Annotated in this window: 18 protein-coding genes and 1 tRNA gene; 7 read left to right on the forward strand and 12 right to left on the reverse strand. The window is 69.6% G+C overall.

From position 1 onward, the window contains the following. The first annotated feature begins 47 nt into the window (after positions 1–47). Genes DC432_RS02780 through DC432_RS02790 form a run of 3 tightly spaced genes read left to right on the forward strand, consistent with a single transcriptional unit; the run spans position 48 to position 2547 of the window. The gene (locus DC432_RS02780; protein WP_116536585.1) at positions 48–1724 is read left to right on the forward strand and encodes an FAD-binding dehydrogenase; all 1677 of its coding nucleotides are present in this window, start codon (positions 48–50) and stop codon (positions 1722–1724) included. A gap of 53 nt (positions 1725–1777) precedes the next feature. Beyond that, positions 1778–2155 carry a DUF732 domain-containing protein gene (locus tag DC432_RS02785; RefSeq protein WP_116536586.1) on the forward strand — a complete coding sequence of 126 codons (378 nt, stop codon included), beginning with the start codon at positions 1778–1780 and terminating at the stop codon, positions 2153–2155. A 50-nt stretch (positions 2156–2205) separates the two neighbouring features. Further along, on the forward strand, positions 2206–2547 hold the full coding sequence (locus DC432_RS02790; RefSeq protein ID WP_116536587.1) for a hypothetical protein: 342 nt from the start codon (positions 2206–2208) through the stop codon (positions 2545–2547). Positions 2548–2693: 146 nt separating this feature from the next. Here the strand turns inward: DC432_RS02790 and DC432_RS16700 are convergent, their stop codons facing one another. Further along, on the reverse strand, positions 2694–3350 hold the full coding sequence (locus DC432_RS16700) for an excalibur calcium-binding domain-containing protein (RefSeq protein ID WP_243392992.1): 657 nt from the start codon (positions 3348–3350) through the stop codon (positions 2694–2696). A 934-nt stretch (positions 3351–4284) separates the two neighbouring features. Here DC432_RS16700 and DC432_RS16830 point away from each other — a divergent pair. After that, positions 4285–4884 carry a GH-E family nuclease gene (locus DC432_RS16830; protein ID WP_116536589.1) on the forward strand — a complete coding sequence of 200 codons (600 nt, stop codon included), beginning with the start codon at positions 4285–4287 and terminating at the stop codon, positions 4882–4884. Positions 4885–5365: 481 nt separating this feature from the next. Here the strand turns inward: DC432_RS16830 and DC432_RS02810 are convergent, their stop codons facing one another. The 3 genes from DC432_RS02810 to DC432_RS16315 form a co-directional block, all read right to left on the reverse strand. Next, complete coding sequence (locus DC432_RS02810; protein WP_243392993.1) at positions 5366–5704, reverse strand: hypothetical protein; 339 nt, start codon at positions 5702–5704, stop codon at positions 5366–5368. Positions 5705–5821: 117 nt separating this feature from the next. After that, the gene (locus DC432_RS02815) at positions 5822–6163 is read right to left on the reverse strand and encodes a hypothetical protein (RefSeq protein WP_207770730.1); all 342 of its coding nucleotides are present in this window, start codon (positions 6161–6163) and stop codon (positions 5822–5824) included. A gap of 32 nt (positions 6164–6195) precedes the next feature. Then, positions 6196–6357, reverse strand: a complete 162-nt coding sequence (locus DC432_RS16315; RefSeq protein WP_165801165.1) for a hypothetical protein — start codon at positions 6355–6357, stop codon at positions 6196–6198. A gap of 185 nt (positions 6358–6542) precedes the next feature. On the opposite strand from DC432_RS16315, the gene DC432_RS02820 reads away from it, so the two are divergent. Continuing rightward, complete coding sequence (locus DC432_RS02820) at positions 6543–7025, forward strand: MarR family winged helix-turn-helix transcriptional regulator (protein WP_108320015.1); 483 nt, start codon at positions 6543–6545, stop codon at positions 7023–7025. Between the two features lie 6 nt (positions 7026–7031). On the opposite strand, the gene DC432_RS02825 is transcribed toward DC432_RS02820, so the two are convergent. Beyond that, positions 7032–7391, reverse strand: coding sequence for a hypothetical protein (locus tag DC432_RS02825; protein WP_133177872.1), 360 nt, complete (start codon positions 7389–7391; stop codon positions 7032–7034). Positions 7392–7765: 374 nt separating this feature from the next. After that, positions 7766–7839 (reverse strand) — tRNA-Pro (locus DC432_RS02830). Between the two features lie 124 nt (positions 7840–7963). Between DC432_RS02830 and DC432_RS02835 the strand changes: the two genes are divergently transcribed. Together DC432_RS02835 and DC432_RS02840 are read left to right on the forward strand one after the other, a co-directional pair. Further along, positions 7964–8542 (forward strand): GNAT family N-acetyltransferase, encoded by a 579-nt coding sequence (locus tag DC432_RS02835; RefSeq protein WP_165801166.1) that lies wholly within the window; start codon positions 7964–7966, stop codon positions 8540–8542. A gap of 40 nt (positions 8543–8582) precedes the next feature. Beyond that, entirely contained in the window at positions 8583–8963 is a 381-nt protein-coding gene (locus DC432_RS02840) for an RNA-binding S4 domain-containing protein (protein WP_116536593.1), read from the forward strand. 416 nt (positions 8964–9379) lie between these two features. Here the strand turns inward: DC432_RS02840 and DC432_RS02845 are convergent, their stop codons facing one another. From DC432_RS02845 to DC432_RS02870, 6 genes are all read right to left on the reverse strand, one after another. Further along, positions 9380–10282, reverse strand: a complete 903-nt coding sequence (locus tag DC432_RS02845; RefSeq protein ID WP_116536594.1) for an NUDIX domain-containing protein — start codon at positions 10280–10282, stop codon at positions 9380–9382. 165 nt (positions 10283–10447) lie between these two features. Then, entirely contained in the window at positions 10448–10891 is a 444-nt protein-coding gene (locus DC432_RS02850) for a DUF805 domain-containing protein (RefSeq protein WP_108320806.1), read from the reverse strand. Between the two features lie 99 nt (positions 10892–10990). Further along, positions 10991–11458, reverse strand: a complete 468-nt coding sequence (locus DC432_RS02855; RefSeq protein WP_243392994.1) for a DUF805 domain-containing protein — start codon at positions 11456–11458, stop codon at positions 10991–10993. A gap of 220 nt (positions 11459–11678) precedes the next feature. Next, positions 11679–13202 carry a ribosome biogenesis GTPase Der gene (gene der / locus DC432_RS02860; RefSeq protein ID WP_108317773.1) on the reverse strand — a complete coding sequence of 508 codons (1524 nt, stop codon included), beginning with the start codon at positions 13200–13202 and terminating at the stop codon, positions 11679–11681. Beyond that, positions 13192–13965 carry a (d)CMP kinase gene (cmk, locus tag DC432_RS02865; RefSeq protein WP_116536595.1) on the reverse strand — a complete coding sequence of 258 codons (774 nt, stop codon included), beginning with the start codon at positions 13963–13965 and terminating at the stop codon, positions 13192–13194. Before cmk ends, der begins: the two co-directional genes overlap by 11 nt. Then, the gene (locus DC432_RS02870) at positions 13958–15091 is read right to left on the reverse strand and encodes a prephenate dehydrogenase (RefSeq protein WP_116536596.1); all 1134 of its coding nucleotides are present in this window, start codon (positions 15089–15091) and stop codon (positions 13958–13960) included. The genes cmk and DC432_RS02870 overlap by 8 nt, the downstream gene beginning before the upstream one ends. Positions 15092–15104 lie beyond the last annotated feature (13 nt).

Below are 15104 nucleotides of genomic sequence, written 5' to 3' on the forward strand. Positions count from 1 at the left end.
CCTCTCCGGCGTAGCGTGAGGTGTCGCACTCGACGCCGAGGGGGAACATGGACGCCGACGTCATCATCATCGGAGCCGGGCTCGCGGGCCTGGTCGCGAGCAACGAACTGGTGCGCGCGGGCAAGCGCGTCGTCATCGTCGAGCAGGAGAACGCCGCCAACCTGGGCGGCCAGGCGTTCTGGTCGTTCGGGGGCATCTTCCTCATCGACTCCCCCATGCAGCGACGCCTGGGCGTGAAGGACTCCCTCGACCTCGCGTGGCAGGACTGGCAGGGCTCGGCGGGATGGGACCGCCTCGACGGCGCGCATCCCGAGGACGAGTGGGCGCAGAAGTGGGGTCGGGCCTACGTCGAGTTCGCCGCCGGCGACAAACGCTCCTGGTTGCGCGCGCACGGCGTGCGCTTCACCCCCGTCGTCGGATGGGCCGAGCGCGGCTCGTTCACCGCGGGCGGGCACGGCAACTCGGTCCCCCGGTTCCACGTGCCGTGGGGCACCGGCACGGGCATCTCGGAACCCTTCGCCGATCGAGCCAGAGAAGCAGCGGATGCCGGCACCGTCCGCCTGCTGTTCCGTCACCGCGTCGACGGACTCGTCGTCGAGGGCGGCACGGTGACCGGCGTACGCGGCACGATCCTGGCGCCCGACGACGCGGCGCGCGGAGTGTCGTCCTCGCGCGAGGAGGTCGGCGCCTTCACCCTCTCGGCGCAGGCCGTCGTCATCTCGTCCGGGGGCATCGGCGGCGACCACGAGCGCGTGCGGCGGTGGTGGCCGGACCGGCTCGGCACTCCCCCGCAGAAGATGGTCACGGGCGTCCCCGCCCACGTGGACGGGCGCATGCTCGACATCGCCGCCGACCAGGGCGTGCGCCTGGTCAATCGCGACCGCATGTGGCACTACACCGAGGGGCTGCAGAACTGGAACCCCGTCTGGCCGGGGCACGGCATCCGGATCCTCCCCGGTCCCTCGTCGATGTGGCTCGATGCGCGCGGCCGACGCCTGCCCGCACCGGGGCTGCCCGGCCACGACACCCTCGGGACGCTCAAGATCCTGCGCACGACGCCCGACATCGCCGCCTACGACTATTCGTGGTTCGTGCTCGATCAGACCATCGTGAAGAAGGAGTTCGCCCTGTCGGGGTCGGAGCAGAACCCCGACATCACCGATCGCGACCTGGGCCTGCTGCTGAGGACGCGGCTCGGCCGCGCCGCACCGGGTCCGGTCGAGGACTTCAAGGCGCACGGGGCCGACTTCGTCGTCGCAGACACCCTCGGCGAGCTCGTGCGCGGCATGAATGACCTCACCGGCGACGACCTGCTCGACGAGGAGGCGATCCGCGCGCAGATCGTGGCGCGCGATCGCGAGGTCGTGAACCCCTACTCCAAGGACGCGCAGACTATCGGCATCCAGAACAGCCGTCGCTTCCGCGGCGATCGCCTCTTCCGCACCGTGCCCGCCCACGCGCTGCTCGACCCCCGGCACGGTCCGCTGATCGCCGTGCGCCTGTGGGTCGTCACGCGCAAAACGCTCGGCGGCATCCAGACCGACCTCGACGGACGCGCGCTGGATGGATCCGGGATGCCGATCCCCGGCCTGTACGCCGCGGGAGAGGCCGCGGGGTTCGGCGGCGGAGGCGCGCACGGGTACAACGCGCTCGAGGGGACGTTCCTGGGGCTGTGCCTGTTCACCGGGCGGACCGTGGGCCGGGCCATCGCCGCCGCGCTCTGACCGTGGCCACGGAGACCCTCGCGCCGAGCGACGCCCCAGCGTACGCTCGCCCCATGAGGAAGATCGGCGCCGTGGCCGTCGCCGTCGCGCTGGCCGCCGGGTTGAGCGGCTGCGGCGCGATCCCCGTCGGGCAGGCGCCGAAAGCGTCACCCACGCCCACCGTCGACGCGCGGGCGCAGCAGGTCTACGAGCAAGAGGTCGCGTACGTGCGGGCGCTGCGTCAGCAGCTGCCCAAGACCGACCTGTCGGCGACGCAAGTCTGGGTCGATCTCGGGCACGCCGTCTGCGCGGGGTTCGACGACGGCCTGACCCCGAAAGAACTGTTCGACTCGATGCAGGGCGGCGGGGTCACGCAGCAGGAGGCGAGCGTGGTCGTGGTGCTCTCCGGCATCCACCTGTGTCCGGAATACGCGCCGACGCCCACGCCGTAGGACTGTCTCGTGACGGCGACGCCGCGGTGTAACGCGTATAGCCTTGGCGCATGACGTGCAGCTCTCGCCCGACGCTCGCCGAGATCACCGACTGGGTGGCCGACTACGAGAAGACCTCGCGCGTCGCCCACGCCACCGTCCACGTGCTGCCGCAGGAAGACCTCGACCACGTGGACTCCGGCATCGTGGCCGTGCACCTCAACCACGGTCCCGCGTCGATCTACCTCAATGTGGACTGCGAACGGCGCTGGACCGCCGCGCTCACCGAGCGCTCGGGCGAATTCCCCCTTCCGGGCGATCACCTGATCGCGCTCGGCGAAGAACTGCTCACCACCGGCCAGCTGTGCGAGTACCTGCAGAAGCGGACGGATGCCGCCGCGCCGGTGAGCTGAGAGGCGGGGGGCATCGGTCGGCGCGCGACCGCTTCCGGCGCCGGACGGCCCCTCCACCGACGCACCCCCGAAGGACGGAAGAACGCCCCCGTCGATGCGATCTCGTCGCTATCGACGGGGGCGTTCTTCACGAACCGCTCAGCCGTTCATTTCTCGCAGGCGACTCCGTCACCGTCCCGATCGAGGTGGCTGCTGTAGCCGGGCTGACCTCGGTAGAGCGGCGCGGCTCCCGCGGCGCGGACGGCCGCGCAATTCGCGTAGTACGGCTCGGGTGTCCCCGTCGAGGGTCCCGTCCCCGGTACCCACGTGGTGATCCAGTAGGGAGACGGAGCGGTCACATCGATCTGATAGGGCGCCGGTGTCTGATAACCGGACGGCACCGACAGCGTCGACACGCAGTGCACACCCGTCGCGAGCGAGACGCCGAAGCCCCCCTCGGCCCACTGATTGGCGGCGGTCGTGTTCTGCCACACCCCACGGCCCGGCTGGCTGCACGATCCCTCTGCGATGTACGCCGTGACACCGTTGATGGGCGTGCCGTTGCTGTTCTTCGCGACCAGAGCCCCCGTGACGATCACCGGCCCGGGTACCCACACCGTGACCCAGTTCGCCGGGCGCGCCTCCATCGTGAAGGTCACGTCGGCCGGCACCGAGTACGGAGCCGGCACCGAGAGCGTCCTGATGCAGTAAGAGCCCTGCTCGAGCCCGATACCGAACGCACCGTAGGCGTCGGGCCGATCGGTGGTGGTGGTCAGCCAGACCGCCGCGCCATCGCAGTCGCCCTGACGGATTTCCACGGTCACGCCCGGCAGGAGTTCCGACGACGGCCCCTTGATGGATACCGCACCCGTCCCGAGGGGAGCGGCCTCCGGGACGTCATCGACCGCATTCGCCACCGCGGGCGTCAGCAGAGAAAACAGGATCGCCGCTCCGGCGAAAAGCGCGATACGCGCGCGAGATCGTCGCAAAATATATCCCCCCATAGAGAACTGTTCGATTGGAACATAGCGGACACTCAGCGTTCAGAACCGCCGGCGCGAGCGAGCAAGACCTCCACCGACGAAGACCGGAGAATGCATGACGCGAACCGCTCGCCCTTTTCCGCCGCATCCGGTTTCCTGTGCGCCCAGCGGAGCGAGGCCCGAAGCTCGCCGTCGCCCACGAATGAGTTCCTCGCTATCGGGCGGAGAAGCCGATCAGGTCGAACGAGTCTCACCACACTCTTCGAACTCGTGCTGCCAGACGGACCCCCGCCGAAGATGCCGATATTCCGGGGCGAGCCTTCACGGTACGCAGCCGGTTTGCGCCGACATCCGTCGTGCGGCGGAGGACGAGCGGAGCATATCGGCGTAGGTTCGGCCGCGGAGGTGCAAAAAGATGCAGAGCGAGTGGGCCGCGAAGATCTTCGGGGACAGGGAAGACCCGCGTGCGCGATTGCAGTCCGTATTCGGCGGTGAGGTGCCCAAGAGTGGTCGGCCTCCCAGGGCTGCGCTCCAGTGGGCGAGTGCCATTCTCGAGGGAATTCCCGTGGAGCGCCGAGACACCGTGAATGTCACGCGTGCTCTCCGGCGGAGGGAGCGACGCCTGACGTTGAAGAGCGCGATGTTCCTCGCGGATCACGCGCTCGGTCGTTCGTCGCACGCGTGATCGAGCATGAGCCCGCGCTCTCGCCCTAGAGCGAAGCTTCTGGAGATGCAGGATCGGGCCCGTCTGCAGCTGGCAGGGAGCTCGGCATGAATGCCCTTCGCATCGCCGCTGTCGGGATTCGGACGAGCAGCCGCCCCGACTCGTCGGACCGGATGGGACATGGGGCACCTACCTGGGTGGAAGGTCCGGAAGCACCAGGTCTCGGCCGCGGACCGTGGCATCTCACGCGCAGAGTTCCTCGACGCGCACAACGCCTGGCACCGCTATCGCCCGGAGCTGCCTGAGGCCGGGCTCTGTACGTACGCCACCATCGGCCTCAGCCAGTTCGACAACGGGCTCACGTCCGAGAGTGGCAACCGTATCGGCATCGAGCTGCTCGTCACTGGGCGCGAGGAGAACACTTTCCTTGCAAGCGGGCTCGCGAACGCGGCCCTGAACATCGCCTCGGGCGGGTATCAGGCTAAGCCCGGGATTGTCTTCCCCGGCATCTTCGATGGCTATGGCCCCGACATCGCGACCCCCCACGGCCTCCTCTGGTACCCGTTCGCGTGGGACACGCATTTTGACGGGCTGAGCCGGGATGGCGTCGATGTCGAGTGGCTTCTCGACGCTGGCGTCGAGAAGCTGATCGACACATTCGAGAGCGACGCCGTGGACATCTACGACACCGGGCGGTCTAGCGCCGTCTGACAGCCGAGCCAGGTCGCGCGCGTGCTGAGTCATGCGAGATCGTCTTGCTGCGCGATGAGCGCGATATCGACCACCCGACCAGCCCTGGGTGAGTGAGCGCATCACCCGGCGTCATTCCGCCCCTTCTCGTGCGCTCAGCGGCGGCGGAGAACACGGTGATTGCTCGCGCCCGCGACGGGTGCGGACCGCGGCGGCCTGAACACCACGGCAAGCGGCGACCGATGTCAGAGACCGCGCCGATGCACTTCTCGTCCTCGACGCACCACAGACGCCAAAGGATGTGCGTGCGGATCTGCTCCGCCTCGCTTCAGCCATGGCCTCGGCGTCGATCGACACGTTCTTCCGACACGTGATTCTTAGAGACGACCACGGACACCGCGCTCGCCGAGCATCTCGGCGCAGGGCGGTCGCTCCCCGCCTGAGCGCCCGCCGCGGGCACAAAAGGGGCGACTGATGCGCGACCACGCGACGTAACCCGTCCTCACTCGGCGGTGGTTGTCTCCGGATGCGCTCCTGGTCCGTCAGGTTCGAAGTGTCCTAACGACTTCTCCTGCAGGAACGCGCACAGTTCGGCCGCGATCTGGAGTTCGTGAGTCAGGGCGTTGAGTTCGAAGCTGGTCACGTCGAGCGCTTCGCTCGAGGGCTCGATCAGGATGTGCCAGGCGAGTTCGTCGCCGGATTCGCGCGGTTCGATCCATACCGTGTTCGGCGCATGCTCCAACGGCATGACCACGAGACCGGTGTCCTGACCGTCGTGACCATCCTGAACCACAACCTTTACTTCCTCGCCTGCTCCCCTGGCGGCGACGAACTCCGCCACCCAGTGTTCGAGTGTCTGCTTACTGTGAAACGGCATCGGGGTGCTCTTCGCTCCAGAGTGTCGAATGATCGAGAAACGGCCCACCCTCGAGAGGGTGGGCCGTGAACGCGGGAGCCTTCACGCCGCCGCGGCGAGTTGCACGCGGTGGGCGTCTTCCTGCTGCTGCCAGGTGGCGGCGTTCAACATGAGGCCGGATGAGAGGGCGGCGCTGTCGGCGAGCTGACGGAGGTATCCGCCGGACAGGCGCTGCGACTCGGGGGACGAGAACTGGAATCGCATCGAGATCGCGGGCTGGATCCACAGGGTGGTGCGGCTGTGCTCCGAGGCGGTGTCGGTCCAGGTGATGGTGAAGGACTCGCCTCGACGCAGTTTCGTGGTGAGGACCACCTGCAGATATTGCAGCAGACGGTCGTCCATCTCGATGGGCTGTGGGTCGGATCCGTAGAAGAGCTGTCCCATGAGGGCTCCTGACTGTGGAGAAGGCGAGTTACTTAAAAGACGAGGGGGGCGACGACGCCGACGCTGATGGCCGAGACGACGACGGCCGCGACGGACACCCCGACCCGAAGCCGGCGAAGGGCGATTTCGGACGCGGAGGGGACGAAGGTGACACGGCGAGCGGGCATGCCCCAGGCGAATGCGTTGTCGGTCATCATGATCGTCCTCTCATCCGAGCTACCTTGGCCCGGTGATGATCAACGTAGCAGATAATAAACTCAGTTAGGTAACTCAGTTGAGTGTCACGATGATTGAACATCAGCTGACGTGATCATCAGCGCGAGAACCTAACAGCCTTAGGTACACTGAATCCGTCACACGAAACCATTGGAGCGAGTCGATGAACGCAGAATCGGGTGAGACGTCCCCCCTCATGGCAGCGCTGGCGCTGTACTGCTGGGAGCGAGACGAGGCGGCAGCCCGTGCGCGCAAGCAGCTCGGTGTGAACGAACTCGACGCAAAGGCACTCGCGTACGTGCGTCTGAACCCGGGCGTCCGGCCGTCAGAGCTTGCCGGGCACCTCGGTGTGACGTCGGCGGGGATCACCACGATGGTCGAGCGCCTCGTGCGTCGCGGCATCCTCCGACGCGAAGCCGACGAAGATGACCGCCGCGTCAACCACATTCACCTCGCGGTCGACCTCGAGAAAGAACCGTGGTCGCAGCTGGCTCACTTCCAAGACACGTTCCGGGGCATCATCCAGCAGCTCGACGCGAAGGTCGAGGAAGACTTCGCCGCCTTCATGCGCCACGCGACGCTCGCGGCCAAAGAGCAGGCATCGCGTGTGGATCGTGCCGCCGTCACGGGAGTGTCCGCGGCGTAAGAGGGTTCAGGCGTCCTCGGCGAGCTGGGCCATGTGAGCAACAGACTTCACCTGCAGGAAGGCGCACAGATCCGCCGCGTACGACAGTTCGCGACAGAGGTCGTACACCGCGCTCGGCGAAAGCTCGGTCACCTCGGGCTGAGCTTCGATCGTGACGCGCCAATCCGGCACCCCGACGGCCACGGGCGCCAGGTACACCGACGTCGTCGCATTGGCCAGCGGGAAGATCACCAGGCCACTGTCTGCGCCGTTCAACGGTTCCTGGTCAGCGACATAGGCGACACCGCCGCCGCCGGCCCCGCTCGCGGTGAACTCGTCGAGCCAGGCTTCCAACAAATCCTTGCTGCGAAACGGCACCGCGCTCATCCTCTTCTTCACGGGCGGATCGGGTTCCGCCTTCGAAATTGTACGGGATACGAAAAGCAGCCTCGCAACACCGTCGAGTCCGAGACCGCACAGCTAGGCCGTGGTGACGGGCGCGTCTCGGGTGGACAGATGATTGCGGAGTGTCGGCCCTCTGTGTCACTGACATCGCCGCCGACCGTACGCGCTTCGCAACCCGGGAGTGTCGAAAGCCGCACGTCGAGCTGGTGCACTCAGCAACGGTCGGACTCAACCCTGACGTGACCTCTCCGGAGAATGGTGGGCTGATGGTCGAGAGCCCTGCATAGCTGCATACCTCGCCGGGCAAGACGAAAGCCCCGGCAGATCTTTCGATCCGCCGGGGCTTTCGCATTCCGTCGGGATGACAGGATTTGAACCTGCGACCCCTTGACCCCCAGTCAAGTGCGCTACCAAGCTGCGCCACATCCCGTTCCCTGCGAGCAGGCAACTCCCCTATATTAGCCCCTCCCCGGCACCGCCGCGAACCAGTGCCCACCCCGGGCGTGTGGCGCGACCCCTTGTCGATGTCGGAGCCCCTCGCTACGGTCGCCACCATGACGATCGAGATCCTGCCCGCCACCGGTGAGCGCTTCGACGATGCCGAGATGGCGCTCGACAGCGGCGACGGGCCGGGATGCCAGTGCCAGTGGTGGCTGCTGACCAACGCCCAGTTCAACGACGAGTCGCGTGCCGATCTGACGGAGCGTTTCCGGGCCGAGACGCAGGGCGACCGAGCCCCCGGCCTGATCGCCTACGTCGACGGCGAGCCCGCCGGGTGGGTGCGCGTCGGTCCCCGCCCATCGCAACCCCGCCTCGCCCGCACGCGCGACGTCATGACCGCCACCGCCGAACCGCTCGACGACCCCGACGTATGGGCCGTGTCGTGCTTCGTCGTGCGAAAGCAGCACCGCGGCACCGGGCTCACGCGGTCCCTCCTCGATGCCGCGGTCTCGTTCGCCCGCGACGCCGGAGCGCGCGTGGTCGAGGGCTACCCCCTCGACCCGACGGTGACGTCGAAGCCGGCCAATCAGCTGTTCCGCGGCACGGTCGCCGTCTTCGAGGACGCCGGTTTCGAGGTCGTCGACCGCCCGAAACCCGATCGCGCTCTGGTCGCCCTCTCCCTCCGCGAGTGACACCCCGATCTACGATGGAGGTTCGCCCCAGGAGGACCCCATGACGGATGCCACCACCACCCGCGTCGACGCGTGGCTCTGGGCGGTACGCGTCTACAAGACCCGCTCCGCGGCGACCACGGCCTGCCGCGCCGGACACGTCCGCGTCAACGGCGACCGCGCCAAGGCCGCCCAACCCGTGCGCCCCGGCGACGAGCTGCGCGTGCGAATCCAGGGCTTCGACCGCATCCTCGTCGTCAAGAAGACGATCGCCAAGCGCGTCGGCGCGGCCCTCGTCGCCGAAGCCCTCGACGACCGCACTCCCCCGCCGCCGTCGCGCGAGAGCATGCCCTTCGTCCCCGTCCGCGACCGCGGCGCGGGACGCCCCACCAAACGGGACCGCCGCGACATCGAGAAGCTCCGCGGCCGCGAGCTCGGGTAAGCCCGCGGGCAGTCGTCTGCGGGGGTGAACCCGCAGCGGCCGTGGTCCGGCCGCATCCGCGCGAGGCAGGCCGCGCCGCACACAAACTCCGCGATGTGCATAACCTCAGCGGCATCCCGCCTGATCCGACTGACTTTGCGCACATCGCGGAGGTTACGCACCACCGACCCCGCCGCGCGCACCACCGAACCCGCCGCCCGACCCCGCGCGCCACCACCCGAAACCGGCCGCGCCGCACACAAACTCCGCGATGCGCACAACCTCAGCGGCATCCCGCCCGATCCGACCGACTTTGCGCACATCGCGGAGGTTATGCACCGCCGGTCCCTCACCGTGCACCCACGCCCGGCAGCACCGCACCCGGCAGCACCCGCGCCCGGCAGCACCCGCAGCCCGGCAGCACCGCCGCCCGAGCGTCAGTCGAGCTGATCGAGCAGCCAGCGCGCCCCGCGCACGCTCGCGCCCAGCGCTTCGACGCGTTCCGCGAGCCCGCGATCGCTGGTCACGACCACCACCGGGTCGTGCGCTGCGACGAGTTCCCGCGCGACCGCGACGATCTCGTCGTCGCCCTCACCCGCCGCCTCGCGCACCTCGACGCCGGCCACCGCCGAAGCCGCCGATCGCGCCTGCCCCTCGAGCACGGCGAGGAGCGACGGAAACCAGAACGTGGCCGACAGGCCGAGGGCGTCGGCATCCATCCCCCGCTGAGACAGGGTCGACAGCCGGGCGAGCAGGCGCCCGGCGGCTCCCGCGCGGTCCTTCCACCACCCGTCGGGCACGGCGCCCATCACATTCGCGACGTCGACCACGATCGCCGGTCGCGTCGCCAGCGCCGCGCGGAGCGCCGGCCACGACGCGGCGAAGCCGGGGTGCAGCGGCAGCTCGTCGACACGATCGACGGCGACCCACTCGAGAGCGACGCTCTCGGGGTCGCTGATCACCGGCTCGAACGGCGTGGTCACATCGGCGACGAGGGTCGAGTACGACCAGACGCCCAGGTCGAGGACGCTCTCGAACCGGGCGCGCACGGCATCCACCGGCACTCCCGCCTCTTCACCCGACTCCCTCAACGCTCCGTCGCGCGCGGACTCGCCCTGGTGCCGGGCCCCGCCGGGCAGGGCCCAGGTGTTGCCGAAGTGGCTCCACGCGACGCGGTGCTGCAGCAGCACCCCGCGGTCGGCGTCGAGCGCGAGCAGTCCCGCGGCACCGAAACGACCCCAGTACTTCTCGCCCGTGGGCGCGACCACCCAGGCATCGCCGGGGTCGCGCGGACCGTGCGGGCGGCGCGGCTCACCGGGGGCGGGGGGCTCGATCGTCATCCCGTCCAGCCTGGCACAGTCGAGGCGGGCGGGCTCCGCCGGGCGTCATACGGCGCCGCGCAGCATCGGCGCGTCTCGCGGGGCATCCGCCGCGCGGCCGAGGAGCGTCAGAACGCACGAACGCCCCGACCCCGCGCGAGCGGGACCGGGGCGTCCGGAACGTCGTCAGGCGTCGAAGCGCGCGCCGGCCGGGTCGGACGGCAGCAGCTCGAACACCAGCAGGATGATCGGACCGACGACCGGCACGAACACGATGAGCAGCCAGAAACCGCTCTTGTTCGAGTCGTGCAGGCGGCGCACGACGAGCGCGATCCCGGGAACGATCGTCGCCAGGGTCCACGCGAGGTAGAGCAGGTAGAAGACCAGGCCGAGCCCCGAGGGGCCGACCGGCTGACCGAGCTCGTCGACGGTCGGGCCGCTGGTGGCGAGCGCCAGACCGCTCAGCACGGCCGCGACGACGACGTTCACCAGCACCCACCACCAGAATTCGCTGCGGCTGGCGCGGCCCCGGAAGGTCGCGTACTTCTTGAAGAAGCGCTGGACGGCGGCGCCCAGCGGCGCTCCGTAGTACGGCTGATCGAGCGGCACGGCGCTCCGGACGTTGGTCATGTCGGTCTCCTGCATAGCGGCGAGTGTGCGTATCGACGGGTCGTCGTCGCGAATGCACCCTATCGACTCCGTGGGAACGGCCGCGTCATCGCACGTCACTCAGCGATCGAAACGGACACCCTCGGGTCGCGGACCGAGCACCGTCAGCACGAACAGGACGATCGCGCCCACGAGCGGGAACACACCGACGAGGACCCAGAAACCGCTGCGGTTGGCGTCGTGCAACCGTCGGACGAGCACGGCGAGGGTGGGAAGGAACGTCCCCACCGCCCACACCACCCAGACGAGGCCGAGCACGATGCCGTGAGGACCGGTCACCGTCATCGACCCGTCGGCCTCGATGCGGATGCCGTCGGTCAGCGTCGGGAAGGCGTTCAGCACCGCTCCCACGACGGCACCGGTCAGCACCCACCACCAGTATTCGCTCCGACTCGCGCGTCCGCTGAAGGTGGCGTACTTGACGAAGAAGCGACGGACCGCCGCCCCGAGGGGCGCCCCGTAGTACGGCTGGTCCAGCGGCGGAGCGGTACGCGTCATGGCGTCTCCCGAACGGTTGATGGATGCCACGGCATCCACCGTCGCCCGTGCACCGTATCGAGTCCCGGCGTCCCTCCGCTCGCCCTTGTCCCCGCGCCCGCGCCCGCCCGCCCACCCGCCCGCCCCAAGCCGCGAGACTGCATCCGGCTGACAACTCGGCCGCAGGATGTCGCCGACTTGTCAGCCACGTGCAGTCTCGGCGAGCGGGCGGCGCCGAACACACGCGAACGCCCGAGTACGCGAACCGGGCTCAGCGCTGGCGCTTCTCGCGGATGCGCATGTTGAGCACGATCGGGGTGCCCTCGAAGCCGTAGATCTCGCGCAGGCGCCGCTGGATGAACCGACGGTACCCCGGGTCGAGGAACCCGGTCGTGAAGAGCACGAAGGTCGGCGGACGCGTCGCCGCCTGCGTCCCGAACAGGATGCGGGGCTGCTTTCCGCCGCGCAGGGGGTGCGGGTGCTCGGCGACCAGCTCCGACAGGAACGCGTTGAACTTGCCGGTCGGGATGCGGGTGTCCCACGACTCCAGCGCCGTCTCGAGCGCCGGGACGAGCTTGTCGAGGTGACGGCCCGTGCGGGCCGAGATGTTCACACGGGGAGCCCACGCGACGTGCGCCAGGTCCTGCTCGATCTCGCGCTCGAGGTAGCGGCGACGGTCCTGGTTCTCCATGTCGTCGTCGTTGAGGCGGTCCCACTTGTTGAACGCCAGGACGAGCGCACGGCCGGACTCGAGCACCAGGTCGATGATGTTGAGGTCCTGCACGCTGATCGGCTGCGAGACGTCGAGGACGACGACCGCGACCTCGCTCTTCTCGAGAGCGGTCGAGGTGCGCAGCGACGCGTAGAAGTCCGCTCCCTGCGAGAGGTGCACGCGGCGACGGATGCCGGCGGTGTCGACGAGCGTCCAGAGCTTGCCGCCGAGCTCGACGACCTCATCCACCGGGTCGCGGGTGGTGCCCGCGAGCTCGTTGACGACGACGCGCTCTTCGCCGGCGGCCTTGTTCAACAGCGAGGACTTGCCGACGTTGGGGCGACCGAGGATCGCGACGCGGCGGGGGCCGCCGATCTCGTACTTGGCGACCGCCGAGACCTCGGGCAGCACCTTCATGATCTCGTCGAGCAGGTCGGCCACACCGCGGCCGTGGATGGCCGAGACGGGGTGCGGCTCGCCCAGGCCGAGGTTCCACAGGGCCGTGGCCTCGGGCTCCTGGCGCGCGTCGTCGACCTTGTTGGCGACGAGGAACACCGGCTTGTTGCTCTTGCGCAGCAGCTTGACGACGTGCTCGTCGGTCGAGGTCGCCCCCACGGTGGCATCCACCACGAACAGCACGATGTCGGCCAGGTCGATCGCGACCTCGGCCTGCGCCGCGACCGAACGGTCGATGCCCTTCGCATCGGGCTCCCACCCGCCGGTGTCGACCAGCGAGAAGCGGCGGTCGAGCCACTCGGCCTTGTAGGTGACGCGGTCGCGCGTGACGCCGGGGGTGTCCTCGACGACGGCCTCGCGGCGGCCGAGGATGCGGTTCACCAGCGCGGACTTGCCGACGTTCGGTCGGCCGACGATCGCGACCACCGGCAGCGCCGGCAGGAACTCGATCTCGCCGTCGCCCGAGGCCAGCCCCGCGAGCAGCGCGGCATCGTCCTCGTCGAGGTCGAAGTCGGCCAGGCCCGCGCGAAGGGCCTCTGCCCGCTGCTCGGCCAGGACCTCGTCGAGGTTCTGCATCTTCTCGGCGAGCTGGTCGGGCCCGCCTTCGTACTCGTCTTCAACGCCCATCGCGGGCTCCCATCGTGGTCTCGACGACGCGCAACACGGCGTCGACGGTCTGTGCGAAATCGAGGTGGGTCGAATCGACGACCTCGACGCCGTCAGCGGCGGTGAGGAAGTCGACGACCGTGGAATCGGCCGCGTCGCGCTGGTGCAGCGCGGCGGCCACCTTGGCGGCGTCCTGATCGGTCAGTTCGGCGCTGCGGCGTGCGGCGCGCACCTCGGGCGCCGCGGTGAGCAGGATGCGTACGGGCGCGTCGGGGAACACGACCGTGGTGATGTCACGACCCTCGACGACGACCCCCGGCAGACCCGCGGATGCCACGAGCCGCCGGAACAGCTCGGTCACCGCGTGCCGCACGGGGGCGACGCGCGCGACGCCGCTGACGGCGTCGGTCACGCGGGGTTCGCGGATCGCGGCGGTCACGTCGACCCCGCCGACCCGCACCCAGCGGTCGGTGGTGTCGAGCGAGATCGCGTAGTCGAAGTCGCCGAACACCTCGAGCACCGCGGTGGCGTCCGAGGTGTCGACGCCGTGGGCGAGCGCGTGCCACGCGAGGGCGCGGTAGGCGGCACCGGTGTCGAGGAAGCCGTAGCCCAGTCGCTCGGCTGCGGCGCGCGAGACGCTCGATTTTCCGCTGCCGGCGGGGCCGTCGATCGCCACGACCAGGGGGACGGATGCCGCCCCCGCGGGTGCCGAGCCCTCGGCGGGGGTCGCCAGCGCCGCGCCGAACGCGGGCTTGGTCAGGGCCGGGGTGGGAGAGTCAGTCATGGGTGGTGCTCGCAATCCGCCATCCGCGCTGCTGGAGCCCGTCGACGGCCCGGCGGACCGCGTCGGGGACGACGCTGATCTCGGCGAGGCCGAACGGGGCTCCGGGCGAGTGCTCGAGGCGCAGGTCTTCGACGTTGACGTCGAGGTCTCCGAGCTCGCCGAAGAGGCGGCCCAGCTGGCCGGAGGTGTCGTCGACCATGACGACGAAGCTGTCGAAGCGACGGTTCTGACCGTGCTTGCCGGGCAGGCGCTCGACGCCCTCGTTGCCCCGGCGGATCGTGTCGGCGACCGCCCGGCGCGCGCCGGGCGCCTCGGGCGCGCGCAGCGCCGCCGCCACCTGCGTGAGGTCGGCGGCGAGGTCGTCGAGCACCTCGACGACGGGACCGGCGTTGGCACCCAGGATCTGCACCCACAGTTCGGGAGCGGATGCCGCGATGCGGGTGGTGTCGCGAACGCCCTGCCCCGCGAGTCGCAGCGACCCGTCGGGGGCCGTGACGAAGCGGCCCGCCAGGAGGCTCGCCACCAGCTGCGGCACGTGCGACATGAGGGCGACGGACTCGTCGTGCTCTTCGGGGGTCATCTCGATGAGCGTCGCCCCGAGGTCGAGCGCGAGCCCCTCGACGAGGGACAGGTCGTGGGCCGAGGTCTCGGCATCCCGGCAGACCACCCAGGGGCGGCCCACGAAGATGTCGGCGCGGGCCGAGATGGCTCCCCCGCGCTCGCGTCCGGCCATGGGGTGCGAACCGATGTAGTGGCGCAGGTCGACGCCGCGCGCACGGAGGGTGCGCAGCGGCTCGAGCTTGACGCTCGCGACGTCGGTGACAACGGCATCCGGGAACGCCGCGAGCTCGCGCTCGACGACGTCGGCCGTCACGTCGGGCGGAACCGCCACGACGATCAGCCCGGGGGCGTCGTCGGCGCGCTCGGCGCGGCCGGCGCCGTAGTCGATGGCCAGACGCAACTGCGAGGGCGACGCGTCGACGAGGACGACGTCGACGCCGCGCGCGGTGAGCGCGTGGCCGATGCTCGCACCGAGCAGACCCGACCCGACGACGCGCACCGTACCGCTCGTGCGGGTCGCCAGAGGCCCGGCCGCGCGCGCGGACGGTGCGTTCGGTTCGCTCATCGGGTCTCCTGCT

Origin of the sequence: Microbacterium testaceum (assembly GCF_003075375.1) — a bacterium.
In the GTDB taxonomy this organism is placed as follows: Bacteria; Actinomycetota; Actinomycetes; order Actinomycetales; family Microbacteriaceae; genus Microbacterium; species Microbacterium testaceum_E.